The organism is Frigoribacterium sp. CF331, from assembly GCF_057787905.1.
In genome coordinates, this window is sequence record NZ_CM173545.1 from 1,809,394 (window position 1) to 1,833,037 (window position 23,644).

General features: G+C 72.0%; 20 protein-coding genes. 9 read left to right on the forward strand and 11 right to left on the reverse strand.

Annotated features, from left to right (window positions below):
* Positions 1 to 129: 129 nt before the first annotated feature.
* Positions 130 to 1,512 carry a globin domain-containing protein gene (locus tag AC3CCI_RS08465; protein WP_488626860.1) on the reverse strand — a complete coding sequence of 461 codons (1,383 nt, stop codon included), beginning with the start codon at positions 1,510 to 1,512 and terminating at the stop codon, positions 130 to 132.
* 228 nt (positions 1,513 to 1,740) lie between these two features.
* Here AC3CCI_RS08465 and AC3CCI_RS08470 point away from each other — a divergent pair, with 228 nt between their 5' ends.
* Positions 1,741 to 2,016 (forward strand): hypothetical protein, encoded by a 276-nt coding sequence (locus AC3CCI_RS08470; RefSeq protein WP_488626861.1) that lies wholly within the window; start codon positions 1,741 to 1,743, stop codon positions 2,014 to 2,016.
* Here AC3CCI_RS08470 and AC3CCI_RS08475 read toward each other — a convergent pair.
* Positions 2,007 to 3,335: a GNAT family N-acetyltransferase gene (locus AC3CCI_RS08475; RefSeq protein ID WP_488626862.1), complete on the reverse strand. Its 1,329-nt coding sequence runs from the start codon at positions 3,333 to 3,335 to the stop codon at positions 2,007 to 2,009. The two genes, AC3CCI_RS08470 and AC3CCI_RS08475, sit on opposite strands and share 10 nt — an antisense overlap.
* A gap of 135 nt (positions 3,336 to 3,470) precedes the next feature.
* Between AC3CCI_RS08475 and AC3CCI_RS08480 the strand changes: the two genes are divergently transcribed.
* A complete protein-coding gene (locus AC3CCI_RS08480) occupies positions 3,471 to 4,583 on the forward strand; it encodes an LCP family protein (protein ID WP_488626863.1) in 1,113 nt (370 codons plus the stop codon).
* Between the two features lie 27 nt (positions 4,584 to 4,610).
* On the opposite strand, the gene AC3CCI_RS08485 is transcribed toward AC3CCI_RS08480, so the two are convergent.
* Positions 4,611 to 5,993 carry an MFS transporter gene (locus AC3CCI_RS08485; protein WP_488626864.1) on the reverse strand — a complete coding sequence of 461 codons (1,383 nt, stop codon included), beginning with the start codon at positions 5,991 to 5,993 and terminating at the stop codon, positions 4,611 to 4,613.
* A gap of 204 nt (positions 5,994 to 6,197) precedes the next feature.
* Here AC3CCI_RS08485 and dnaK point away from each other — a divergent pair, with 204 nt between their 5' ends.
* The 5 genes from dnaK (at position 6,198) to AC3CCI_RS08510 (ending at position 11,608) form a co-directional block, all read left to right on the forward strand.
* A complete protein-coding gene (dnaK, locus tag AC3CCI_RS08490; RefSeq protein ID WP_354595240.1) occupies positions 6,198 to 8,078 on the forward strand; it encodes a molecular chaperone DnaK in 1,881 nt (626 codons plus the stop codon).
* 11 nt (positions 8,079 to 8,089) lie between these two features.
* Positions 8,090 to 8,749: a nucleotide exchange factor GrpE gene (locus tag AC3CCI_RS08495; RefSeq protein WP_354595239.1), complete on the forward strand. Its 660-nt coding sequence runs from the start codon at positions 8,090 to 8,092 to the stop codon at positions 8,747 to 8,749.
* Between the two features lie 157 nt (positions 8,750 to 8,906).
* Entirely contained in the window at positions 8,907 to 9,902 is a 996-nt protein-coding gene (locus AC3CCI_RS08500; protein ID WP_354595238.1) for a DnaJ C-terminal domain-containing protein, read from the forward strand.
* Positions 9,903 to 9,991: 89 nt separating this feature from the next.
* Positions 9,992 to 10,429, forward strand: coding sequence for a heat shock protein transcriptional repressor HspR (locus AC3CCI_RS08505; protein ID WP_354595237.1), 438 nt, complete (start codon positions 9,992 to 9,994; stop codon positions 10,427 to 10,429).
* 54 nt (positions 10,430 to 10,483) lie between these two features.
* The gene (locus tag AC3CCI_RS08510; RefSeq protein ID WP_488628676.1) at positions 10,484 to 11,608 is read left to right on the forward strand and encodes a class I SAM-dependent methyltransferase; all 1,125 of its coding nucleotides are present in this window, start codon (positions 10,484 to 10,486) and stop codon (positions 11,606 to 11,608) included.
* 65 nt (positions 11,609 to 11,673) lie between these two features.
* On the opposite strand, the gene AC3CCI_RS08515 is transcribed toward AC3CCI_RS08510, so the two are convergent.
* The 5 genes from AC3CCI_RS08515 to AC3CCI_RS08535 all read right to left on the reverse strand — a co-directional run bounded on the left by AC3CCI_RS08515 (position 11,674) and on the right by AC3CCI_RS08535 (position 17,503).
* Positions 11,674 to 12,108: a pilus assembly protein CpaE gene (locus AC3CCI_RS08515; RefSeq protein WP_354595235.1), complete on the reverse strand. Its 435-nt coding sequence runs from the start codon at positions 12,106 to 12,108 to the stop codon at positions 11,674 to 11,676.
* A gap of 154 nt (positions 12,109 to 12,262) precedes the next feature.
* Positions 12,263 to 14,386 carry a hypothetical protein gene (locus AC3CCI_RS08520; protein ID WP_488626865.1) on the reverse strand — a complete coding sequence of 708 codons (2,124 nt, stop codon included), beginning with the start codon at positions 14,384 to 14,386 and terminating at the stop codon, positions 12,263 to 12,265.
* Between the two features lie 196 nt (positions 14,387 to 14,582).
* Entirely contained in the window at positions 14,583 to 14,996 is a 414-nt protein-coding gene (locus AC3CCI_RS08525; protein WP_354595233.1) for a DUF3060 domain-containing protein, read from the reverse strand.
* Between the two features lie 122 nt (positions 14,997 to 15,118).
* Positions 15,119 to 17,074, reverse strand: a complete 1,956-nt coding sequence (locus AC3CCI_RS08530; RefSeq protein ID WP_488626866.1) for a hypothetical protein — start codon at positions 17,072 to 17,074, stop codon at positions 15,119 to 15,121.
* Between the two features lie 297 nt (positions 17,075 to 17,371).
* Positions 17,372 to 17,503: a hypothetical protein gene (locus AC3CCI_RS08535; protein WP_488626867.1), complete on the reverse strand. Its 132-nt coding sequence runs from the start codon at positions 17,501 to 17,503 to the stop codon at positions 17,372 to 17,374.
* 232 nt (positions 17,504 to 17,735) lie between these two features.
* Here AC3CCI_RS08535 and AC3CCI_RS08540 point away from each other — a divergent pair, with 232 nt between their 5' ends.
* Positions 17,736 to 19,928 (forward strand): ATP-dependent Clp protease ATP-binding subunit, encoded by a 2,193-nt coding sequence (locus AC3CCI_RS08540; protein WP_354595231.1) that lies wholly within the window; start codon positions 17,736 to 17,738, stop codon positions 19,926 to 19,928.
* A 30-nt stretch (positions 19,929 to 19,958) separates the two neighbouring features.
* Complete coding sequence (locus tag AC3CCI_RS08545; protein ID WP_488626868.1) at positions 19,959 to 20,573, forward strand: phosphoribosylanthranilate isomerase; 615 nt, start codon at positions 19,959 to 19,961, stop codon at positions 20,571 to 20,573.
* 61 nt (positions 20,574 to 20,634) lie between these two features.
* Here the strand turns inward: AC3CCI_RS08545 and AC3CCI_RS08550 are convergent, their stop codons facing one another.
* From AC3CCI_RS08550 to AC3CCI_RS08560, 3 genes are read right to left on the reverse strand one after another with little or no spacing between them, the layout of a single operon-like run.
* Positions 20,635 to 21,885, reverse strand: a complete 1,251-nt coding sequence (locus AC3CCI_RS08550; protein ID WP_488626869.1) for an ABC transporter permease — start codon at positions 21,883 to 21,885, stop codon at positions 20,635 to 20,637.
* Positions 21,882 to 22,613, reverse strand: coding sequence for an ABC transporter ATP-binding protein (locus AC3CCI_RS08555; protein WP_488626870.1), 732 nt, complete (start codon positions 22,611 to 22,613; stop codon positions 21,882 to 21,884). Before AC3CCI_RS08555 ends, AC3CCI_RS08550 begins: the two co-directional genes overlap by 4 nt.
* Complete coding sequence (locus AC3CCI_RS08560) at positions 22,610 to 23,638, reverse strand: peptidoglycan-binding protein (protein WP_488626871.1); 1,029 nt, start codon at positions 23,636 to 23,638, stop codon at positions 22,610 to 22,612. The genes AC3CCI_RS08555 and AC3CCI_RS08560 overlap by 4 nt, the downstream gene beginning before the upstream one ends.
* Between the last annotated feature and the right edge of the window lie 6 nt (positions 23,639 to 23,644).

Sequence of the window (23,644 nt, forward strand, 5' to 3'; positions counted from 1 at the left end):
GTCACGCGACCCGTGTCACGTGGCGCGGCCCCCACCCCCGGCGACCGTGCATACCGAGTATGCCCCGAGCCGCCGACACCGCCAAACGCGGACACCAGCCCGCCCGGCCCCACCCGGGCCCGCGCGGGCCTATCCGAGCCCGCGCAGCCCGGTGTCGGCCCCGGTCACGCTGCCGTCGTCCGGCCCGAAGACGAAGTAGTGCACGCGCTCGGCGTCGACCCCGTGGCCGATCAGCGCGGCTCGGGCGATGGCCATGAACGGCACGGGTCCGCACAAGAAGACCCGGTGCGCCGGCGTGAGGTCGACCCGGTCGAGGTCGATCGGGTCGAGGTAGACCCCCGGCCCGTCGATCGACGCCTCGGCCAGGGCGCCGAGGGCCGACAGCGACCCCTGCGTGTAGCTGACGCGCAGGGTCGCGTTCGGCATGGAGGCGACGAGGGCCTCGAGCTCGACCCGGTGGGCGTGCCGCTCGGGCGTGCGCTCGAAGTGCAGGACGGTCACGGGCCGGTCGGGTTCGGTGCGGGCCAGGTGGTCGAGCATGCCGAGCACGGGCGTGCAGCCGATGCCCGCCGAGACGAACAGCAGCGGCGCGTCGTCGAGGTCGTCGATGGTCAACGACCCGATCGGCGGCGAGACGCTCACGACGTCGCCGACCCTCAGCTCGCGCATCAGGTAGGACGAGACCTCACCGTCGGGGGCGGGCCGCTCGCCGACGAGCAATCGCGCGCTGATGCGCCACTGCTCGTCGGGCCCGCCGCGCAGGCTGTACTGCCGGATCTGCCGGGCCCCGTCGGCCAGCCGCACCTGCACCGAGGCGAACTGGCCCGCGCGGTACCGGGGCAGGGCCTCGCTGTCGGCCGAGACGAGCGTCAGCGCGACGACGTCCTCGGCCTCGACCCGCCGCTCCGTCACGAGGGCCTCGCGCCACTCCTCGCCCGGCTCGAGGTCGGCCTGCCGGTAGATCGCCTCGACGATCGCGACCATCTCGTCGCGGGCCGCGCGGTACACCTCCGCCCAGGCGTCGACGACCGCCGGGGTGGCCTCCACGCCGAGGGTGGCGGCGAGGGACTCGGCGAGGTGCCGACCGAACAGGTCGTACTCGTCGCGGGTGACGCCGAGGGCGGCGTGCCGCTGGGCCAGCCGCGACACGATCTCGCCGGGCGTCGCGGGGGCGAGGGTCGGCGCCCCCGCCTGCCGGGCGGTGCCACCGTCCGGGGAGGCGCGGTGCCGGTCTGCGCCGCCACCCGAGGAGGCGCGGTGCCGGTCCGCGTCCGCGGCCCACGTCGACCCCGGGGCCGCCTCGAGCACCGCTTCGGCCAGCGCCACGATCGTGCGGGCCAGCTCGCGCTGCTGCCGCCCCTGGGCCAGGTCGCCCCGGTTGAACCGGTCGCGCAGCAGGTCGGGACGGGCCGCGAACAGCCGGCGGTAGAAGTCGTCGGCGAGGGCCGGGGCGCGCTCGGCGACGACGGGCAGCGAGGCGCGCAGCGCTCGCAGCTGGGCCGTGCTCGCCATGCGGGTCCCTCCGCTCTCGGGGTGACGAGGGTGCCGGTCGCCGGGGCGGCACCTCGAGCCGATTCTGGCGTGCGGCCCCGTGCGCCCCCTGACGGTTGGCTCGGCGTCGAACGACCTCGTGCCTCCTCGGCTCGGCGTGCCGGGGGGCCGAGGTGACGCGTGCGTGTGCCCGGTGCGGGCGGGGCGTGATATAGATAACCCACGTTCTCTTCCGTCGAAAGAGCCGCCGTGCTGTCGCCCCTCGCCCTGCTCCGTCACCGACCCGTCGCCCGCGCCGTGGTCGCCGCCACCGTGACCGCGTCGGCCAGCGTGGTGGGTGGCGGCACCGTCATGGTGCTCTCGACCCGCGGGGGCGCGGCGGTGAGCCCCGCCACGTTGGTCGCGGGCTTCCGGTCGCTCGCGGCCGACCCGCGAGAGCTGGCGACGGCGACCACGATCATGCTGCTGGCCGGCACGGCCGGTGCCCTGGCCGGGGTGGCCGGAGGGGCGCGGCGTCAGAAGTAGGTGATGCCGTGCACCGGGCGCTCGGGGGTCAGCATCGCCCGCAGCCGGGCGACGGCGCCCTTCCGCCGTTCGCGCACGAGGCCGGCCGCGGCCAGGGTGACCGGGTCGAAGCCGCCGAGCCAGAGCGAGCCGAGCGTCGCGACGTCGAGCTCGAGGTCGGCACGGCGCACGGCGGCCTTCTTGACGGTGGCGTCGCCGCCCTCGCTCGTGATGCGGTAGGTGCCCGCCGCGTGCCCGAGCGAGTCGCCGATCGCGACGGTCACCACGCCGTCGGCGGCCCACGGCCGGGCCTGCAGGGCGGCGACGGGGTCGAGGACGCGGAACCACACGTGGTCCTCGTCGTGGACGATCGTCAGCGCTCGCCCGTCGACCAGCGCGTGGGCGAGGGGGTCGTGCTGCGGGGCGTTCGGGTACCGCACCGTGGCGACCAGGTCGACGGCGAGCAGCAGCTGCCACAGCCCCAGGTACGCGTCGTCGGTGGCGGCGACGAGGTCGATGACGACGAGGGTCTGCGTGCCGGTCGAACCCGGGCCCCCGCCGATCGAGTCCACCCGGTAGGTGACGTAGCCGTCGACCGCCCCGGTCGCGTCGCGGTGGACCGCGGCCCGGACGGCGGGGTCGGGGGTGCCGTCGGCCCGTTCGCGGCGGAGCACGTTGTCCCACGAGCCCTCGTGACGGTCGATCGACCCCGGGGTGCGGCGGTGGAAGCGCGCGAAGACGGCGGGTGCTGTCTCGGTCAGCGAGGCCGGGGTGACGAGCTCGGTGCTGCCCTCGGGCTCGCTCAGCAGGCCGCCGGCCCGTCGCACGTCGACCTCGATCGTGCGCTCGCGGACGCCCACGCCGAAGCCGAAACGACGGTAGATCGAGCCCTCGCTCGCGGTGAGCGCGGCGACCGGGGTGCCCGCCGACCTCGCCCTCGCGAGGTCGTCGGTGATCATGCGACGCAGCAGGCCGCGGCGTCGGTGGGTCGGCTGGACCGTCACGCCGGCGACGAGGTCGGCCTCGACGAGGCGGCCGCCGCCGACGTGCAAGGTCTTGTCGAACGAGGTGAACGTGGCGACGGGGCGGCCTTCGGCGTCGAGCGAGCCCGGGTTCGCGTCTCGACGGTAGACGCCGGTCAGGCGCCGACCGTCGGCGACGAGTCGCCGGGCGGAGCGGCCCAGGGCGTCGTCGTCCGCCGCGGGCTCGTGGAACCCCATCGACTCGGCGGCGACCCAGGCGGCGGTCGCGGCGTCGGCGCGGGGTGACCCGTCGCCCGCCTCGGGGTCGAGCGCGGCCGCGAAGGTGCGGATGTCGTAGTCGTCGTCGAGGGTGCTCACCGGGCCAGCCTACGGACCACCGCCGACGCTGTCGTCGTCCGCGAGGCGGAGCCTCCGGGAGGCGCGGTGCCGGCCGTCACCGCGCCTCCCGTCCCGCACCTTGTCGCATTCTCGGATGTGAAATACAATATTAGGATGACTTCCGACCAGCACCCGTCCGGACCCGCCGCCCCCGCCGGGGACGCGCTCGACCGACTCGGCCTCGCCGGGCCCGCGACCACCGACGCGCCGCCGTCCCGAGGCGAGCGGTCGGCCCGTCGACGCGGCCGTCGGCGTCGTCGCCGCGTCGTCGCCACCCTCGTGGCCGCCCTGGTCGTCTTCGTCGGGGTGCCCGTGCTTGTCTTCGGCGTCGGGGCGGGGTACCTGGCGCACCTCGCCCGCACGTGGGACGACGGCGCGACCACGATCGCGTCCCCCTTCCCGGCCGAGGCCGACCGGCCCGCGCCGGTCGACGACGGGGCCCTCGACGTGCTGCTGCTCGGCTCCGACACCCGTGTCGCGGGGGCCTCGGGGCGCTCGGACTCGATGATGCTGGTCCACCTGCCGGCCGACCGCAGCGCCGCCTACGTGATGTCGATCATGCGCGACACCTGGGTCGACGTGCCGGGTCACGGGATGGCCAAGATCAACGCCGCGTACAGCTGGGGCGGCGTGCCCCTCACGGTGCAGACGGTCGAGCAGTTGCTGCAGACCCGCATCGACCACGTGGCCGAGATCGACTTCGTCGGCTTCGAGGCGATGACCGACGCGCTCGGCGGCGTCGACGTCGTCAGCGAGCGGGCGTTCCGGGCGGGTGGCCACGAGTTCGTCCGGGGTGAGAACCACCTCGACGGCGAGCAGGCCCTCGCCTTCGTCCGCGAACGGAAGTCCTTCGCCGAGGCCGACCACCAGCGGGTGCGCAACCAGCAGGCCTTCGTCCGCGGTCTCGTCGGCGGTGTGCTCGACCGCCACACCCTCACCGACCCGGCCGCCCTCTCGGCGTTCGTCGCCGCGACCGCCGACCACGTCGCCGTCGACGCCGGCCTGACGCCGACCCGCATGGCCGAGATCGCCTGGAGCGCCCGTGGCCTGAGGCCGTCCGACCTGTCGACGTTCACGATGGCGACGTCGGGCGGGGGCACCTCGGCGGACGGGCAGTCCTACGTCTCGTTCGACGTCGACCGGCTCTACGCCCTGCGTGAGGCCCTGCGCGACGACACGGTCGCGGACTACCTGGCCGGCGCCTCCTCGGTCTCGCCGGCGAGCTGACGGGCCGGTCGACGGGGCCTCGCGGCCTCAGTCGATCGCCCGCTGCGTCGCCCGGACCGGCAGCATCAGCACGAGACCGGCCAGCAGGACGAGGGCGATGCCCACGATGCCGAAGCGGGTGTCGCCCGTCGCGCCGACGAACACCGTGAAGAGCCCTGGCGCCAAGAAGCTGACGGCCCGGCCCGTCGTCGCGTAGAGGCCGAAGACCTCGCCCTCGCGGCCCGGGGGAGTGATGCGGGCGAGGAACGACCGGCTCGCCGACTGGATCGGTCCGACGAAGAGCGCCAGGGCCAGGCCGAACACCCAGAACAGGTTCGTCGCGGTGCCGATGGCGAGCACGGCGAAGGCCGCGGCCACGAGGCCGATCAACGACCCGACGATGATCGTCTTGGCTCCGAGGCGGTCGTCGAGCCAGCCGCCGACGAACGTGCCGATGCCGGCCACGAGGTTCGCGCCGACGGCGAAGTAGATCACCATGCTCGGCGAGAACCCGAAGACCTGGGCCGCGATGATCGCGCCGAAGGTGAACACGGCCGCCAGCCCGTCACGGAAGACCGCGCTCGCCAGCAAGAACAGCAGCACCTGGCGGTTGGTGCGCCAGAGCTTCGCGATCGTCGACCCCAGGAGGCGGTACGAGCGCCACAGCCCCACCCGGGCCCTCGCGGCGGTGGCGGGCAGCTCGGGCACCGACAGCAGCACCGGCACGGCGAACACGGCGAACCACACGGCGGCGACGACGATCGACAGGCGGACGTCCCATGAGCCGCCCGCGGTGCCCGTGGCGACGCCGAGCAGGCCGCCGCGCCCCTCGACGCCGAAGCTCTGCAAGAAGGCGACGAGCAACAGCAGCAGCAGCACGATGCCGCCGACGTAGCCGAGGCCCCAGCCGAAGCCCGACACCTTGCCGATGGTCCTCGGCGTCGAGACCTGCACGAGCATGGCGTTGTAGTTGACGCTGGCGAACTCGAAGAAGAGGTTGCCGACCGCGAGCAGGGCCGCGCCGAAGACCAGGTAGCCCGGCGCCGGGGCGACGAACACCATCGCCAGCATCGCCAGGACGACCAGGCCGGTGTTGATCGCCAGCCAGAGCTTGCGTCGGCCGGACCCGTCGCTGCGCTGGCCCAGCACGGGCGCGAGCAGGGCGATCAGCACGCCCGCGATCGTCAGGGCCGTCGAGATGACCGTCGCGTTCTCGGCCTTGGCCAGCACCAGGGCGGGGTTGCGGGTGTCGTCGCCGGCCGCGGCGACGACCGCCGGGTCGACGAAGGCCCCGCTGGCCAGGTAGGTGCTGAAGACGAACGACGTGACGACGGCGTTGAACGCGGCCGAGCCCCAGTCCCACAGGGCCCACGACACGACCCGTCGACGCGGGATCGGGCTGCTGTCGGCGAGCGTCTGCGCTGCGGTCATGGGGGTCAACATAGTGGGCGGACGTGACCGACGCGGGCCGCGCCTCCTCGTCCGTCACGGCACGATCGGGAGTTGAGCCGTTCTGGCTCAACTTTCAGGTTCACAGCTTGACCTCGGCGGCGAGGTGAGTAAAGTTGAGCCTGGCCGACTCAAGGCCGGCCCCCAAGGCTTTCGTCACACCGCACCACGAAGGAGAAATCGCACATGGCACGTGCAGTAGGAATCGACCTCGGCACCACCAACTCGGTCGTCAGCGTCCTCGAGGGTGGCGAGCCCACCGTCATCGCGAACGCCGAGGGTCTGCGCACGACCCCCTCGGTCGTCGCGTTCACCAAGGACGGCGAGGTGCTGGTCGGCGAGACCGCCAAGCGCCAGGCCGTCACCAACGTCGACCGCACCATCGCGTCGGTCAAGCGCCACGTCGGCACCGACTGGAAGGTCGAGATCGACGACAAGAAGTACACCCCGCAAGAGATCAGCGCCCGCATCCTCGGCAAGCTCAAGCGCGACGCCGAGCAGTACCTCGGCGAGGACGTCACCGACGCGGTCATCACCGTGCCGGCGTACTTCAACGACTCCGAGCGCCAGGCCACCAAAGAGGCCGGCGAGATCGCGGGCCTCAACGTCCTGCGCATCATCAACGAGCCGACCGCGGCCGCCCTGGCCTACGGCCTCGACAAGGGCAAGGAAGACGAGCTCATCCTCGTCTTCGACCTCGGTGGCGGCACGTTCGACGTCTCGCTGCTCGAAGTCGGCAAGGACGAGGACTTCTCGACCATTCAGGTGCGCAGCACCTCGGGTGACAACCGCCTCGGCGGCGACGACTGGGACAACCGCATCGTCGAGCACCTGATCAAGAAGTTCAAGGACGCCCACGGCGTCGACCTGTCGACCGACAAGATCGCCAAGCAGCGCCTGAAAGAGGCCGCCGAGCAGGCCAAGAAAGAACTGTCGTCGAGCACCTCGACCAGCATCCAGCTGCCGTACCTCACCCTGACGGCCGAGGGCCCGCTCAACCTCGACGAGACCATCTCGCGCTCGCAGTTCGAGCAGTGGACGAGCGACCTGCTCGACCGCACCAAGAAGCCGTTCAACGACGTCATCAAGGAGGCGGGCGTGAAGGTGGGCGACATCGCCCACGTCGTGCTCGTCGGTGGTTCGACCCGCATGCCGGCCGTCACCGAGGTCGTCAAGCAGCTCACCGGTGGCCAGGAGCCCAACAAGGGCGTCAACCCCGACGAGGTCGTGGCCGTGGGCGCCGCCCTGCAGGCCGGCGTGCTGAAGGGCGAGCGCAAGGACGTCCTGCTGATCGACGTCACCCCGCTGAGCCTCGGCATCGAGACCAAGGGCGGCGCGATGACCAAGCTCATCGAGCGCAACACGGCCATCCCGACCAAGCGCAGCGAGACCTTCACGACGGCCGACGACAACCAGCCGTCCGTCGCGATCCAGGTCTTCCAGGGCGAGCGCGAGTTCACGCGTGACAACAAGAACCTCGGCACCTTCGAGCTGACCGGCATCGCCCCGGCCCCCCGTGGCGTGCCGCAGATCGAGGTCACGTTCGACATCGACGCCAACGGCATCGTGCACGTGTCCGCGAAGGACAAGGGCACCGGCAAGGAGCAGTCGATGGTCATCTCGGGCGGCTCGTCGCTGTCGAAGGACGACATCGAGCGCATGGTCCGCGAGGCGGAAGAGAACGCCGCCGAGGACAAGGCGCGTCGCGAGGCCAACGAGACCCGCAACTCGGCCGAGCAGCTCGTCTACTCGATCGAGAAGCTGATCAAGGAGAACGACGACAAGCTGCCCGCCGACGTCAAGTCCGAGGTGCAGGCCGACGTCGACTCGCTCAAGTCGGCGCTCGCCGGTGACGACGAGTCCGCGATCAAGCCCGCGTTCGACAAGCTCAACGAGAGCCAGCAGAAGCTCGGCCAGGCGATCTACTCGCAGAGCCAGGCCGACCAGGCCGGCGCCGCGGGTGCCGCGGGCACCGACGGCGCTCCGGCCGACGGCCAGGCCCAGGGTGACGACGAGGACATCGTCGACGCCGAGGTCGTGGACGACGACGACAACGACAAGAAGTAGAGGCGGTCGGCATGACTGACCAGAACAAGACGCCCGACGACGAGCCGCGTCCCGCGACCCCGTCCGAAGACGGGGGCACGGCCGACGTGGTCGACCCCGACGAGCTCGTCGACGCCGAGGCGCCCGACGTCGAGGTCCCGGCCGACGCCGGGGCCCCGGCGGGTGCCAAGGCCGCGGCCGAGGCGATGGCCGGGGCCCCCGAGGGCACCGAGACGCTCAGCGCCGACGACGAGGCCATCCTCGACGCGGCGAGTGCCGACCTCGTGGCCGACATGCGTCAAGACATGCTGAGGGCCCAGGCCGAGCTGGTGAACTTCCGGAGGCGCGTCGAGCGTGACCGTGAGGCGAACCGCGAGGCCGTGGTCGCCGAGGTCGTCCGGTCGCTGTTGCCGGCGCTCGACGACCTCGCCCGTGCCGAACAGCACGGCGATCTCGCCGAGGGCCCGATGACCGTCATCGCGCAGAAGATCCGCGGGGGGCTCGACAAGTTCGGCCTGACGCAGATCGGCGCGAAGGGCGACGTCTTCGACCCGAGCAAGCACGACGCCCTCGTCCAGCTGCCGAGCGCCGACGTGACGGTCAACACCGTCGCGGACGTCATCGAGCCGGGCTACACGATCGGCGACCGGGTCATCCGGGCCGCCAAGGTCGCGGTGCACACCCCGCAGTGACACCCCGGTGACGGGCGGCCCCCGGGCCGTCCGTCACCACCCCCTGCGACGCGAGTCGCGACCGGCGGTGGGCTCCTCGACGAGGTGCCCACCGCCTCCCCCGTTCTCTCCAGGTCACCGCCGGTCGGTGACCTCCAGTCAAGGAAGGAGGTGCCGCATGGCGAGTCAGGACTGGTTCGACAAGGACTTCTACGCCGTCCTCGGCGTCTCCAAAGACGTCACGCCGGCCGAGCTGAAGAAGGTCTACCGCAAGCTCGCGCGCAAGCACCACCCCGACAGCAACCCGGGCGACGCGGCCAGCGAGGCCAAGTTCAAGGAGATCAGCGAGGCCAACTCGGTGCTCTCCGACCCCGAGCAGCGCCGTGAGTACGACCAGGTGCGGGCGATGGGCAACGGTGCCCGCTTCACGGCCGGCAGCGGCGGCCCCGGAGGCTCGGGTGGCGGGTTCGAGGACGTCTTCGGCGGCATGTTCAACCAGGGCGGTCAGCGCACGCAGTTCCGCCAGGGCGGCGGCGGCGGGTTCGACGACATCTTCGGCGGCATGTTCGGCGGTGGCGGCTTCGGCCAGACCAGCGGCGGCTACCGTGGCTTCGGCGGCCCGTCGAAGGGCCGTGACATGACGGCCAGCACGACCCTCGACTTCCAGACCGCGATCGTCGGCGAGACCATCACGCTGCAGGCGTCGAACGGCAAGCCGATGAAGGTCCGCATCCCCGCGGGCGTGCACGACGGCCAGAAGATCAAGCTGCGCGGCCGGGGCGAGCAGAGCCCCGACGGCGGCGAGGCCGGCGACATGGTGCTCACCGTCGCGGTCCGCAAGCACCCGGTCTTCGAGCTCGACGGCAAGAACCTGCGGCTCGACGTGCCCGTCACCTTCGCCGAGGCCACCCTCGGGGCGACCATCGAGGTGCCCACCCTCGGCGGCGACCCGGTGCGCCTCCGCGTCGCGCCGGGCACCCCGTCCGGACGCGTGCTGCGCGTCAAGGGGCGCGGCGTCCACGCGAAGGACGGCGTGGGCGACCTGCTCGCCACCGTCCAGGTGGCCGTGCCCGCGCACCTCAACGACAAGGCCCGCGAGGCCGTCGAGGCGCTCGCCGCCGCCCTGCCCGCCGAGAACCCCCGCGACGACCTGATCGCCCGCGCCCGGGCCTGACCGCCCGCGCCTGGTCTGATCGACCCGGGCCTGACCGCGCGGCCCGCGCCTGACCGCCCGGCGCCACGACACCGCCGAAGGAGCAGCAGATGGACCGCCCGCAACCGCACGCCGCCCCGCTGGACGAGGACTCCCCGCTCTTCGCGATCGCGACGGCCTCCGAGCTGTCCGGCTTGCACGCCCAGACGCTGCGGCAGTACGACCGGCTCGGCCTCGTCGTGCCGCAGCGCACGGCCGGCAAGTCGCGTCGGTACTCAATGCGCGACGTCGTGCAGCTGCGCGAGATCGCTCGGTTGGGCGGCGAGGGCGTGTCGCTCGAGGGCATCAGGCGCGTCCTCGAACTCGAGAACCAGGTGACGTCGCTGCAGAAGCGCGTCCGCGAACTCGAGCGCGCCCTCGCCGACGAGCTGGTCAACCGGCCCGGGGCACGGGTCTTCGCCGCGGGCGAGGGCGGGGTCGTCCCGCTCAAGCACGGCACGCGACCCACGCGCCAGACGTCGGTGGTCGTGTGGCGGCCGCTGCGCTGACGGCCCGGGCCCGCCCGGCCGCAGGGTGCGGGTGCCGGCGACCGCTAGCGTGGCCTGGTGATCGACTTCGACCGGCTCCGCCGATGGCCCGACGTCGAGGCACCCGAGCTCGTCGCGCATGACGCCACCGACCGGCTGCTGCTCGACACGGCGCGCGAGGCGCTCGTCTCGCGGTCGGACGACGTCGTCGTGATCGGTGACCGGTACGGCGCCCTCACCCTCGGCACCGCCGAGCTGGTCGGCGGGCACCCCGTGCGCGTGCACCAGGACTCCCTCTCGGGTGAGCTGGCCCTGGCGGCGAACGCCGAGCGGCTCGAGCTCCCGGTCACCTGGAGCCACCACGGGCTCGACGCCGACCTGCTCGCCGGCGCGCGGACGGTCCTGCTGCAGTTGCCCCGTGGCCTCGACGCGCTCGACGAGATCGCCGAGCAGGTGGCGGCCCACGCCCACCCCGGGGTGCGGCTCGTCGCCGGCGGGCGCGTGAAGCACATGACCCTGGCCATGAACGACGTCCTGCGCCGCCACTTCGGCGAGGTGACCGCGGGGCTCGCCCGCCAGAAGTCGCGCGTGCTGACCGCCACGTCCCCGCGCCCGGGTGCCCGGAGCACCTGGCCGAAGGCGTCGGAGCACGGCGAGCTGGTCGTCGTCGCGCACGGCGCGGCGTTCGCCGGCAGCACGATCGACATCGGCACCCGCCGCCTGCTCGCGGTGCTCGACCGCGTCGGACCCGAGCGCCTCGACGTCGTCGACCTCGGTTGCGGCACCGGGGTGCTCGCCGCGTCGTTCGCGCTCGCGCGCCCCGAGGCGCGCGTCGTCGCGACCGACCAGTCCTGGGCGGCGGTCGAGTCGGCCCGGGCGACGACGGCCGCCACCGGCGTCGCCGAGCGGGTCCGCGTCTCTCGCGACGACGCGGGTGCGAGCCTGCCCGCGGCCTCGGCCGACCTCGTCCTGTTGAACCCACCCTTCCACGTGGGAGCCACGGTCCACGCGGGCATCGCCCACAAGCTGTTCGTGGCGGCGGCCCGACTGCTGCGTCCCGGCGGTGAGCTCTGGTGCGTCTGGAACTCCCCGCTGGGCTACCGGCCCGACCTCGAGCGGACCGTCGGCCCGACGGAGCAGGTCTCGCGCGATGCGAAGTTCATCGTCACGCGGTCGACCCGGCGGGCGCCGACCGTCTGATCGAGGGCGCCGACCGGCCGCGCCCTGGACGTCCTGACGGTGGACGGACGCGCGCCCGTCGAGGGTCAGTCGAGCCGCAGCGAGGCGTCGATGTAGGCCAGCAGCGCCTGGGCGTAGGCGTCCTCGGCCTCGGAGGCGCGGTGTGGGACGGTCTCGTCCGTGCCGGTCACGCGCGTGCGCACCTCGTACCCGCCCGTGCCGCCGTCGCCGGGGGTGCGGTGGAGGCCGACGAACGCGGGCCCGAGCAGCTCGCGCAGCTGGTCCTCGCGGGGCAGCCACAGGGCGTCGGCCGCCGCGACGGAGTCCAGTGCCCATTCGGTGGTGCCGTTGAACCCGAGGACGGTGCCGGTCGGGTACTCGTGGGCTTCGATGGTCATGTCGCTCAGGGTGAAGACGTCGGCTTCGAAGCCCTCGGTCTCGAGGACGAAGCGGTCACCGGGCCGGGGTCGCCACCGGAGGCCGGCGTCGCGCAGCCGTCGGGCGAGTCGATGATCGAGCACCGGGCCATCGTGCACCGCCCGCGAACCGCTGTCCGCGATGCCCGTGTCCCCGGCTGGTCCAAAGGCCCGCGCCGATGTCTGCTGCGATTGCCGGACGGACGCGAGCGGCCGGACCTCGGGAGGTCCGGCCGCTCGGTCGTGCTCGGGGTGGGTGTCAGGCCTTCGGGGCGAAGTCCCTGACGGGGGCGGTGGTCTCGCCGGCGGTGCCGGCGTCCTGGACGAAGTCCAGGGACCACACGTAGGTGCCCATGTTGGTGCGGGTCCACGACCAGGTGCCGTTGTCGGCGACGGTGGTGGTGCCGAGGACGAGGCCCTTGAGGTTCTGGACCGTGATGGTCTTGCCGGGGGTGCCGGTGCCCTCGAAGGTGTAGGCGGCGTTCGCGGTGTAGCCGGCCGCGATCTGGGCGGGGGTGGGGTTGGTCACCTGGACGGGGCCGGCGTCGGGGTCGGGCTTGAAGCCGGTCAGGGCGACGGTCTGCTCGCCCGGCGTGCCCTTGTCCTGGACGAAGTTCATGCTCCAGTTGTAGGTGCCCATGTTGCTGCGGGTCCAGGCCCAGACGCCCTTGTCGTCGACGATGGTGGCACCGAGGCGGAGGCCCTTGAAGTTCTCCACGGTGATCAGTCTGCCCGGGGTGCCGGTGCCGCGGAAGGTGTAGGCGGAGTCGGGGATGTAGCCGGCGGCGAGCTGGGCGGCGTCGGGGTTCGTCAACGCCAGGGGGCGAGCCGTCTCGGCATCGTCCTCGTCAGGGTTCAACACGATGGTGTCGGTGGTGGTCAAGTTGCCCTGAGAGCGCATCGTGGCGGTGAAGGTGTGCCTGTGCTCGCCGTCGACGTCGGGGACCCTGACGGACCAGGTGCCGTTGTTGATGCCGCTCGTCGAGGCCACGACGGTGTCGCTGCCCTTCTCGGTGATCTCGACGGCGGCTTCGTACTGGCCGTCACCGCGCATGGTCAGGGTGCCCCCGGCCCAGTTGCTGTCGGCGCGGGGTGAGGTGATGTCGACTTCGGCGCCGTAGTTGAGGGTCACCTCGTACGAGCCGGCGTCCGTGCCCTTGATCGACTGGGTGGCCTCGAAGGTGTGCAGCCCGGCACCCGGGGCCGGGACGGGGGTGGACCAGGAGCCGTCAACGCCGGCGGTGGTCGTCGTCTCGAGGCCGTTGTCGTCGACGACGCGGATGTCGGCCTTGGCTTCGGCGGTGCCCGAGAGGACGGCGTCGTGGTCGTTGCCGCGGCTGTCGAACTCGGCCTTCGCGGTGATGTCTCTGACCACGACCTGGACGTCGTGGTCGAGGTCGGCGCCGATCTGCTCGCCGCCTTCGAATTGCTGGAAGGTCACGATGTTCGACCCCTGCGTGAGGCCGTCCACGAGGACCGTCGCCTTGCCGTCGCGGTCGAGCTCGACCTCCCTGGCCTGGTAGTCGAGCGACAGGCCGGGGGTGCCGGTGACCTCGACGACGGCCGTCCCGTCGTACACGCTCGTGGACTTCACCGTCGCGCCCAGCTCCGTCACGGGGACGTCGACCGTGAACGGGGACTTGCCGAGCGACACGTTGTTCTCGTCGAACGACTCGGCCGTGAAGGCGTTCTCTCCGAGGGCGAGTCCCTTGACCGTCGTGGTCCACTCGCCGGTGGTCGGGTCGGCCTGGGTGGTCTTGTTCGTCTCCGCACCTTTGACGCGCACCACCGCCCCCGGCTCGGAATGTCCCTTGACGACAGCCGTGCGGTCGTACACGTCGACGCTCAGGGTGTCAGCGTAGGAGGCCCCGATGTCGGCTGCGCCCGCCACGAGGGGGATCGAGACGGATGACGTCGAGTTGCTCGTGGCCATCCAGACGCCGTACTTGCCGGTGACCTTGGTCGATGGGTACTTCTCGAACTGGAGAACGGAGTCGGTGGCTCGAATCCAGCTGGCCGCGGTGTCGCAGTTGACTCCGGTCAGCGCGCCGTTCGCGTTGCCGATTCCTAGACAGGCGCCGGTGACCGAGACGTCCTGCAGCTGGAACCAGCCGCTCTTCCTGGCCTTGATGGGAAAAGAGGCGGTCTTGCTCAGCGCCGTAGCGAGGGAATCGGCGGTCCCCGCCTGTGTGTAAGAACCGTTCTTGAACAGGTAGTCGAACTGTGTCGCACCTCGATGGAACACCAGACGGACGCCTTTCTGTGCCTTCGCGGCCTGAGGGTCCGTCGTCGAGACGGCACCGGCGGCGGCCCCGGTCGAGAGCGATGACGCGAGCGTCAGCGCGGCGAGGCCGAGTGCGGCCCCGGTCTTGGCGATCTTCATGGTGTGTGTCTTTCGTGGTCGGCCCGACGGGCGGTGAACAACAAACACATCACATGGTATGCGATATTCACGACCCACGCCTTGTCGCGTGCCCCGGGGGGCGACCCTGGACGGTGCCGCCGGGCAGACGGAAGCGGCCGGACCTCGGTGAGGTCCGGCCGCCAGGTCGTGCTCGGTCGGTCGTGCCGTGGGGGCGTCAGCCGGCCGTGATGGTGTTGCCGGTGCCGTTCGTGGTGTCGTCGCCGAGGATCTCGGGGGCGTCGCCGCCGTAGGTGATGGTGTTGTCGTTGCCGGTGGGATCGATGCGGTGGACGCTGTCGAGGGTCACGGTGTTGCCGTCGCCCATCACCGAGAGGTCGTCGACGGGGCCGAGGGTGGCGGTGCCGCCGTCGCCGAGGACGATGACGGTGCTGCAGCCCTCCGGCAGCGAGAGGTCGGTGTCGGTCTCGGTGAACTGGAGGTAGGCGATGCCGTCGACGCACTCGTTGTCGGGCTGACCGGTCGGGGTGGGCAGGGGGTCGGCGGTGTCGGGGGTGCTCGTGCAGCCGGTCAGGGCGCCGAGCAGGGCGAGACCGGCGAGCGCGGTGGCGAGGAGGGGTTTCGTGGTCATGGCGGGTTGGCCTTCGTCTCGATGGTGCGGGCAGGGGGCCCGAGGGCGGCGCGGGGCACCGCCCTCGGGGTGGGCTCGACGGGTTCACCGCGTGGGTGGACGCGTCGTGCTCGGGGTGGGTGTCAGGCCTTCGGGGCGAAGTCCCTGACGGGGGCGGTGGCTTCGCCGGCGGTGCCGGCGTCCTGGACGAAGTCCAGGGACCACACGTAGGTGCCCATGTTGGTGCGGGTCCACGACCAGGTGCCGTTGTCGGCGACGGTGGTGGTGCCGAGGACGAGGCCCTTGAGGTTCTGGACCGTGATGGTCTTGCCGGGGGTGCCGGTGCCCTCGAAGGTGTAGGCGGCGTTCGCGGTGTAGCCGGCCGCGATCTGGGCGGGGGTGGGGTTGGTCACCTGGACGGGGCCGGCGTCGGGGTTGGGCTTGAAGCCGGTGAGGATGCCGCGCTGTTCGTCGGCGCCTCCCTTGTCGGCGATGAAGTGGATCGTCCAGTTGTAGGTGCCCATGTTGGTGCGGGTGAACGCCCAGTCGCCCTCGGCGTCGGTGGTGGTCGCGCCGAGCTTCATGCCGACGGCGTTCTCGACCGTGATCGCGGTGTCGGGTGCGGCGGTGCCGGTGAAGGTGAACGAGCCGCCCGGGGTGTAACCGACGCTGACGTCGGCGGGGTTCGTGATCACGACGGGCGTGCCGGGCTTGGGCGTCTCGGCACCGGGCTTGAACCCGGTCAGGGCGACGGTCTGCTCGCCCGCCGTGCCCTTGTCCTGGACGAAGTTCATGCTCCAGTTGTAGGTGCCCATGTTGCTGCGGGTCCAGGCCCAGGTGCCCTTGTCGTCGACGGTGGTGGTGCCGAGCTTCATGCCCTTGAGGTTCTCGACCGTGATGGTCGAGTTCGGCTTGCCGGTGCCGCGGAAGGTGTACGCGGCGTTGGGCGTGTAGCCGGCGGCGAGCTGGGCGGCGTCGGGGTTCGTCAGCGCCAGGGGGGCGGCCGTCTCGGCTTCGTCCTTGTCGGGGTTCAGCACGATCGTGTTGGTCGTGGTGAGGTTGCCCTTGGAGTGCATCGTGGCGGTGAAGGTGTGCTTGTGGTCACCGTCGACGTCGGGGACCTTGACGGACCAGGTGCCGTTGTTGATGCCGGTGGCCGAGGCCACGACGGTGTCGCTGCCCTTCTCGGTGATCTCGACGGCGGCTTCGTACTGGCCGTCACCGCGCATGGTCAGGTCGCCGCCGGCCCAGTTGCTGTCGGCCCGGGGCGAGGTGATGTCGACCTCCGCGCCGTAGTTCAGGGTCACGTCGTACGAGCCCGCGTCCGTGCCCTTGATCGACTGGCTGGCCTCGAAGCCCTGGATGCCGGCACCCGGGGCCGGGACGGGGGTGGACCAGGAGCCGTCGTCGCCGGCGGTGGTCGTGGTCTCGAGGCCGTTGTCGTCGACGACGCGGATGTCGGCCTTGGGCTCGGCGGTGCCCGAGACGATGGCGTCGTGGTCGTTGCCGCGGCTGTCGAACTCGGCCTTCGCGGTGATGTTCGCCACGACGACCTGGATGTCGTAGTCGAGGTCGGCGCCGATCTGCTTGCCGCCCTCGTACTGCTGGAACCGGACCGTGTTGGCACCGGTGCTCAGGCCGTCGACGGTCACGGTCGCCTTGCCGTCGCGGTCGAGCTCGACGTCTCGGCCCTGGTAGTCCAGCGACAGGCCGGGGGTGCCGGTGATCTCGACCACGGCCGTCCCGTCGAACACGCTCGTGGACTTCACCGTCGCGCCCAGCTCCGTCACGGGGATGTCCACCGTGAACGAGTACTTGCCAACGGACTGGTTGTCCTCGTCGAACGACTCGAACGTGAATGCGTTCTCTCCGAGGGCGAGACCCTTGACCGTGGTGCTCCATTCGCCGGTGGTCACATCGGCCTGCACGGTCTTGTTCGTTCCCGCTCCCTTGACGCGCACCACCGTACCCGGCTCGGCGTAGCCCTTGACCATGGCCGTCCGCTCGTACACGTCGATGCTCAGGGCCGTGGCTGCTGCAGTGGCATCGTCCAAGCTCGCCAGGCGATCGTTGTAACTAGTGTTCGTGGAGAGCTTCAAGCCCGAGCTCTCGTTGAAGTAGAAGGTAGTGCCCCACCGTGATGTGATGCGTCCGTTCGATGCCACAGAGAAGACCTGATCGGCACTGGACACATCGCAAGTCTCGAGCTCGATCTTGGCCGTCTGGTCGTGTCCGACCAGGCACTGGCCGTTGGCCGAGGTGATGGGCCCCTTGGTTCCGATCCCAGGGAACACGTAGAGAGCCGCATTCTTCTTCGCCTCTTCGTAGGTTGGCACCTTCTCTCCCTGGGCGAAGTCCCGGTCGTAAGCGACGTAACCGTTCAGGCCGCTGAAAGTTTAGACGAACGGTGCGAGGAATCGGCTTGCGGAGGTGTCGGGAGCAGCGTTCGCCGCCGCCCCCATCGAGAGCGACGACGCGAGCGTCACCGCGGCGAGGCCGAACGCGGCCCCGGCTTTTGCGATCTTCATGTGAGTGTGTGTCTTTCGTGGTCGGCCCACCGGGAGGGCAGGCGAGAAACAAAACAACAGAAATACTACATCCTCAATGTACATATTTCAACCACGAGATGAGTGACGCCCACATTGCGCAGCCCTGGCGCTCAGGGCGACCTGGTCGTAAACTTGAGTCAGGCCAACTCAACTTCGACCCGACGAGTGGGCCACCGCCTCCTGTCCGTCACCTCCACGAAAGGCACCACCCATGGCGAACCTGCAGGGTGCCCCCGCTTCCGACGAGAAGCAGAAGTCCGCGCTCGAGAAGTACGGCGTCGACCTCACGGCGATCGCCCGCAGCGGCAAGCTCGACCCGGTCATCGGCCGCGACGCCGAGATCCGACGCATCAGCCAGGTGCTCACCCGGCGCACCAAGAACAACCCCGTGCTGATCGGCGAACCCGGCGTCGGCAAGACCGCGGTCGTCGAGGGGCTCGCCCAGCGCATCGTCGAGGGCGACGTCGCCGACAGTCTCAAAGACAAGCGGCTGATCAGCCTCGACCTGGCCGCCCTCGTCGCCGGCGCGAAGTACCGCGGCGAGTTCGAGGAGCGCCTCAAGGACGTGCTGAAGGAGATCACCAAGAGCGACGGCCAGGTCATCACCTTCATCGACGAGCTGCACACCCTGATGGGCGCCGGCGGCGGCGAGGGCTCGGTCGCGGCCTCGAACATGCTCAAGCCCATGCTCGCCCGCGGCGAGCTGCGGCTGATCGGCGCCACCACCCTCGACGAGTACCGCCAGTACATCGAGAAGGACGCCGCCCTCGAACGGCGGTTCCAGCAGGTGTACGTCGGCGAGCCGAGCGTCGAGGACACCGTCGCGATCCTCCGCGGCCTGAAAGAGCGGTACGAAGCGCACCACGGGGTCACGATCACCGACGGTGCCCTGGTGGCCGCCGCCTCCTTGTCGAACCGGTACATCCCCAGCCGCCAGCTGCCCGACAAGGCGATCGACCTCGTCGACGAGGCGGGCAGCCGCCTCAAGATGGAGATCGACTCGTCGCCCGTCGAGCTCGACCAGCTCTACCGCGGCCTCGTCCGGCTGCAGATCGAAGAGCTCGCCCTCAAGAAGGAGAAGGACGACGCCTCGCAGGCCCGCCTCGCCACCCTGCGCGAGACCATCGCCGAGCGACAGGCCGCCTACGACGCCCTGAACGCCCGGTGGCAGGCCGAGAAGGCCGCCCTGCAGGGCGTCGGCACCCTGCGCAGCGACCTCAACGAGGCCCGCATCGACGCCGACCGGGCCCTGCGCGAGGGCCGGTACGAAGACGCCGCCCGCATCAGCTACGAGCGCATCCCCGACATCGAGAAGCGCCTCGCCGACGCCGAGTCCTTCGAGAAGTCGGACGACCGCTTGGTCAGCGACTCGGTCACCGACGCCGACATCGCCGAGGTCGTCGCCGCCTGGACGGGCATCCCCGTCGGGCGGCTGCTCAGCGGCGAGACCGAGAAGCTGCTGCACCTCGAGAGTGAGCTCGGGAGGCGCCTCATCGGTCAGAAGGCGGCCGTCCAGGCCGTCTCGGAAGCGGTCCGACGCACCCGCGCGGGCATCAGCGACCCCGACCGCCCGACCGGTTCGTTCCTCTTCCTGGGGCCGACCGGCGTCGGCAAGACCGAGCTCGCCAAGGCCCTCGCCGACTTCCTCTTCGACGACGAGAAGGCGCTCGTCCGCATCGACATGAGCGAGTACGGCGAGAAGCACAGCGTGTCCCGCCTCGTGGGCGCGCCTCCTGGTTACGTCGGCTACGAGGCCGGCGGCCAGCTGACCGAAGCCGTCCGGCGTCGCCCCTACAGCGTGGTGCTGCTCGACGAGGTCGAGAAGGCGCACCCCGAGGTGTTCGACGTGCTGCTGCAGGTGCTCGACGACGGCCGGCTGACCGACGGCCAGGGGCGCACCGTCGACTTCCGCAACACGATCCTCGTGCTCACCTCGAACCTCGGCTCGCAGGTCATCACCGACCCGTCGCTCAGCGACCCCGAGAAAGAAGAGCTCGTGCAGGGGCTCGTCCGTCAGGCGTTCAAGCCCGAGTTCGTCAACCGGCTCGACGACATCGTGGTGTTCTCGACGCTCAGCGCCGACGACCTCGGCCAGATCGTCTCGCTCTACGTCGACCGCCTCGGCCGCCGTCTGGGCGACCGCCGCCTGTCGCTCGCCGTCACCCCCGACGCCCGGGCCTGGCTGGCCGAGCGCGGCCACGACCCGATCTACGGCGCCCGCCCGCTGCGCCGGCTCATGCAGCGTCAGATCGACGACCGCCTGGCCATGGCGCTGCTCGGTGGTGAGGTCGTCGACGGTGACACCGTCCGGGTCGACGTCGCCGACGGCGGCGAGTCGTTGACCGTCGTGCGGGACGAACCCCGCGAGCCCACGCCCGACGATCTCGACGACCTCGGTGCCTGAGCGCGCGTCGACGACGGGCAGACTGTCGTCATGAGCGTCTGGGTCAAGATCTGCGGGTTGTCCACCCCCGAGACCGTCGACGCGGCCGTGCGGGCCGGTGTCGACGCCGTGGGGTTCGTCCTCGCGCCGGGCAGTCCCCGCACGATCGACGCCGAGGTCGCGCGCACGCTGGTGGCGCGCGTGCCGGACGGCGTCGAGACCGTGGGCGTGTTCCGCGGCCAGGCGATCGGGCGGGTGCTCGAGCTGGCCCGCGCCTCCTCGGTGTCGACCGTCCAGCTGCACGGCGACGAGACGCCGGCCGACGTCGCGGCGGTCAAGGCGGCCGGGTTCCGGGTCATCCGGGCGGTCTCGGCCGCCGACTACGCCGCCGAGGCCCAGGAGGCGCGGGCTGCGTTCGACCAGGACCGCCTGTTGGTCGACGCGGCGGTCCCTGGCTCGGGCACGGCGTTCGACCCGGCACCGCTGCTCGCGAGCCCGCCCCCCGGCGAGTGGTTGCTCGCCGGGGGACTCGACCCCGAGACCGTCGCCGAGCGGGTGGCCGCCCTGCACCCGACCGGCGTGGACGTCAGCTCGGGTGTCGAGTCGTCGCGCGGCGTGAAGGACGTCGGCTTGATCGAGGCCTTCGTCACCGCCGCCCGCGGCTGAGCCGCCGGGCCGCGACTGAGCCGCCGCCCGCGGCTGCGCCGTCGGACCGCGGCCAGCGCCGTCAGACCGCGGCCAGGGCCGACGTCGGCGGGATGCGGGCCGCCCGCGACGCGGGGTAGAGGCCGCTCAGCCCGCCGATCAGCACGGTGGCGGCGAGACCGCCGCCGACGGCCCACACGGGCACGACCACGGGCCAGCCCTGCGAGAGCGCGAACGCCGCCGTCACGGCACCGCCGATCAGCACGCCCGCCGTGCCGCCCAGCAGCGACAGCAGCAGCGACTCGACCAGGAACTGGTCGCGGATGTGGCGCCGTCGCGCGCCGAGGGCGCGGCGGACGCCCACCTCGGCCCGCCGTTCGAGCACCGTGATCACCATCGTGTTGGCCACGCCGATGCCGCCGACGAGCAGGGCGACGCCGCCGATGCCGAGCAGCAGGCCGGTGAACGAGTCCTCGGTCGCCTGCTGCGCCGCGAGGGCGTCCGACGGGCGGCTGACCGCCACGCCGGCCGGGTTCTCGGGGTTCACCGCGCGGGCGAGCACGTCGCGCACCGCCCCCACCCGCGCGGGGTCGGCCCGGGCGTAGACCTGCGTGGGGTGCCCGTCGAAGCCGAACTGCTCGGCGGCCGCGGCCGCGGGCACGAACGCCGAGTTGTCGAGGTCGGGTGCCAGGGGGATCGGGGCGAGGACGCCCACCACGGCCACCCAGCGGCCGTCGATCCAGACCCGGGTCGTCGGCGCCACCTCGTCGATGCCGAGGGTGGCCGCCGCGGTCGCCCCGAGCACCACCCGGGGCAGCTCGGCCGGGGCCGCGCCGAACCAGGTGCCCGACGCGACCTGCCCCCGCAGCACCGAGAGCAGGTCGCCCTGCACCGCCGTGAGGGCGATGCCGCCGGACGCCGCGGCCGGGATGCGGTCGCTGCGGTAGACGCCCTCGTCGGTCAGGCGACCGACGCCGGCCGCCTGCTCGACGTCGGACCGCTGGTCGAGCACCCCGACGGCGTCGACCGGCAGCGGGACGTCGTCACCGCTGAGCGACTGGCCGGGTCGCACCTGCAGCAGGTTCGTGCCGAGCCCCGCGAGCACCCGGTCGAGCGCGGCCTGGCTCGACGACGAGATGCCGACGACGGCGATCATCGCGGCGATGCCGATCGCGATGCCGAGGGCCGAGAGCACGACCCGGGTCGGACGCGTGCGCAGGCCGAAGACTCCGAGGCCCAGCAGGTCGCGTGGCGACACCCGGCCGGCGCGTGCTCGGGTGCGGCCCGCCGACGCCGGGGCCGCGGCCGCGGCCGAGGCGGAGGCGGCGCTCACGACGACACCACCCCGTCGCGCACGTGCACCCGGCGCGGCAGCGACGCGGCGAGGCCGAGGTCGTGCGTGATGACGACGATCGTCGTGCCGCCCGCGTTGAGGTCGTGCAACAGCTGCAGCACCGACGCGCCCGAGGTCGAGTCGAGGGCGCCGGTCGGCTCGTCCGCGAGCAGCAGCGTCGGGTCGCCCACGATGGCTCGCGCGATGGCGACGCGTTGCTTCTCGCCGCCCGACAGCTCGTGCGGCCTGTGGCCGAGCCGGTGCCCGAGCCCGACCTTCTCGAGGGCGACGCGTGCCCGGGCGACGCGCTGCCCGCGGGCGACCCCGGCGTAGAGCAGGCCGTCGGCGACGTTCTCGGTCGCCGTGGCCCCCGCGGCGAGGTGGAAGTGCTGGAACACGAAGCCGATGTGCTCGGCCCGCAGCCGCGACACGTCGTCGTCCGACAGGTCGCCGACGTCGTGGCCCGCGACCCGCACCGAGCCCTCGGTCGGCCGGTCGAGCGTGCCCATCACGTTGAGCATCGTCGACTTGCCCGACCCGCTCGGGCCGACCACGGCGACGAACTCACCGCGGCGCACGACCAGGTCGGCCCCGTCGAGCGCGGCCAGCGAGCCGTACCGCTTGGTGGCTCCCCTCAGCTCGAGGACGACGTCGTCGCCCCCGACGTCGGGCCCCGAGGAGGCGCGGGTCGCCTCGTCCGTCGTCGTCACGTCCCACGAGCCGCTCACGAGGGCACCACGACCTCGGTGCCCTCGGCGATCCCGTCGCCCGACACCTCGACGCGTCCCTCGGCGAAGAAGCCGGTGCTGACCGGCACCTCCTCCGACGTCCCGTCGGGCCGGACGACCTCGACGGCGTAGCCGTCCGCGTCGGCGACGAGGGCGGTCACCGGCACCGAGAGCACGCCCTCGCGCTTCTCGCCGACGACGACCAGGGTGACGGTGCTCGACGTGCTCACGCCCTCGGGCGGTGCGGCGTCCAGCCGGACCTGCACGACCACCTCGTCGCCGTCGTCCGACTCGTCGTCGCCCGACGGTGCTCCGATCGACTGCACGGTGCCCGGCACCTGCGTGCCGTCCGGCAGCTCGACCTGCACCGCGCCTCCTGCGGGGAAGCGCACGAGGTCCCTGGGTGCGACCGACGCCGAGGCGAGCAACGTCGTCGAGGTGTAGCCGTAGACGGCCTCGCCGGCGGCGTCGCCCACCCGCCCCTTCGCGGCGTCGACCCGGATGTCGCCCGGCACGAAGGCGATCTCGGACGCGCCGAGGGTGCCCGTGCGGGGCAGGCTGCGGTCCTTCTGCCACCGGAGCACGGCCCGTTGCGTGGCCGCGTCGAAGCGGTCGTCGTCGGCGACGTCGTAGCCGAGCGCCCGCAGGTTGTCCTTCAGCTGGTCGACGTCGGCGCCGCGCAGGCCCTGCTCGAGCGTTCGCCAGAGCGGCACGGTGCCGTGCATCGACCGCACCGGCACCTCGTCGACGCTGTAGAGGGTCCCGTCGCGACCGATGGTGTCGCCGTAACCGGGCAACCAGGTCACCGTGCCCGAGCCGGCGGACGTCAGGGGCACCGGGGTGCCGTAGCCGAGGGTGCCCGGGACGCGCTTGCCGTCGACGAGGTCGCCCCGGGTGACCGGCGTGGTCGCCCGGTCGGCGGCGGCGGCTGCCGCGGACGCGGTCGAGGAGGCCCCGTCGGCGGTCGTCGTGCACCCCGCGATCGCGAGCAGGCCCACGGTGCAGGCCAGGGCGGTGACGGTCACCCTCAC

Bases quoted from the DNA above. Each gene is read 5' to 3' on its own strand.
- AC3CCI_RS08465 (WP_488626860.1), bottom strand. From the start codon at position 1,512: ATGGCGAGCACGGCCCAGCTGCGAGCGCTGCGCGCCTCGCTGCCCGTC.
- AC3CCI_RS08480 (WP_488626863.1), top strand. From the start codon at position 3,471: ATGACTTCCGACCAGCACCCGTCCGGACCCGCCGCCCCCGCCGGGGAC.
- AC3CCI_RS08485 (WP_488626864.1), bottom strand. From the start codon at position 5,993: ATGACCGCAGCGCAGACGCTCGCCGACAGCAGCCCGATCCCGCGTCGA.
- dnaK (WP_354595240.1), top strand. From the start codon at position 6,198: ATGGCACGTGCAGTAGGAATCGACCTCGGCACCACCAACTCGGTCGTC.
- AC3CCI_RS08495 (WP_354595239.1), top strand. From the start codon at position 8,090: ATGACTGACCAGAACAAGACGCCCGACGACGAGCCGCGTCCCGCGACC.
- AC3CCI_RS08500 (WP_354595238.1), top strand. From the start codon at position 8,907: ATGGCGAGTCAGGACTGGTTCGACAAGGACTTCTACGCCGTCCTCGGC.
- AC3CCI_RS08505 (WP_354595237.1), top strand. From the start codon at position 9,992: ATGGACCGCCCGCAACCGCACGCCGCCCCGCTGGACGAGGACTCCCCG.
- AC3CCI_RS08520 (WP_488626865.1), bottom strand. From the start codon at position 14,386: ATGAAGATCGCCAAGACCGGGGCCGCACTCGGCCTCGCCGCGCTGACG.
- AC3CCI_RS08525 (WP_354595233.1), bottom strand. From the start codon at position 14,996: ATGACCACGAAACCCCTCCTCGCCACCGCGCTCGCCGGTCTCGCCCTG.
- AC3CCI_RS08535 (WP_488626867.1), bottom strand. From the start codon at position 17,503: ATGAAGATCGCAAAAGCCGGGGCCGCGTTCGGCCTCGCCGCGGTGACG.
- AC3CCI_RS08540 (WP_354595231.1), top strand. From the start codon at position 17,736: ATGGCGAACCTGCAGGGTGCCCCCGCTTCCGACGAGAAGCAGAAGTCC.
- AC3CCI_RS08545 (WP_488626868.1), top strand. From the start codon at position 19,959: ATGAGCGTCTGGGTCAAGATCTGCGGGTTGTCCACCCCCGAGACCGTC.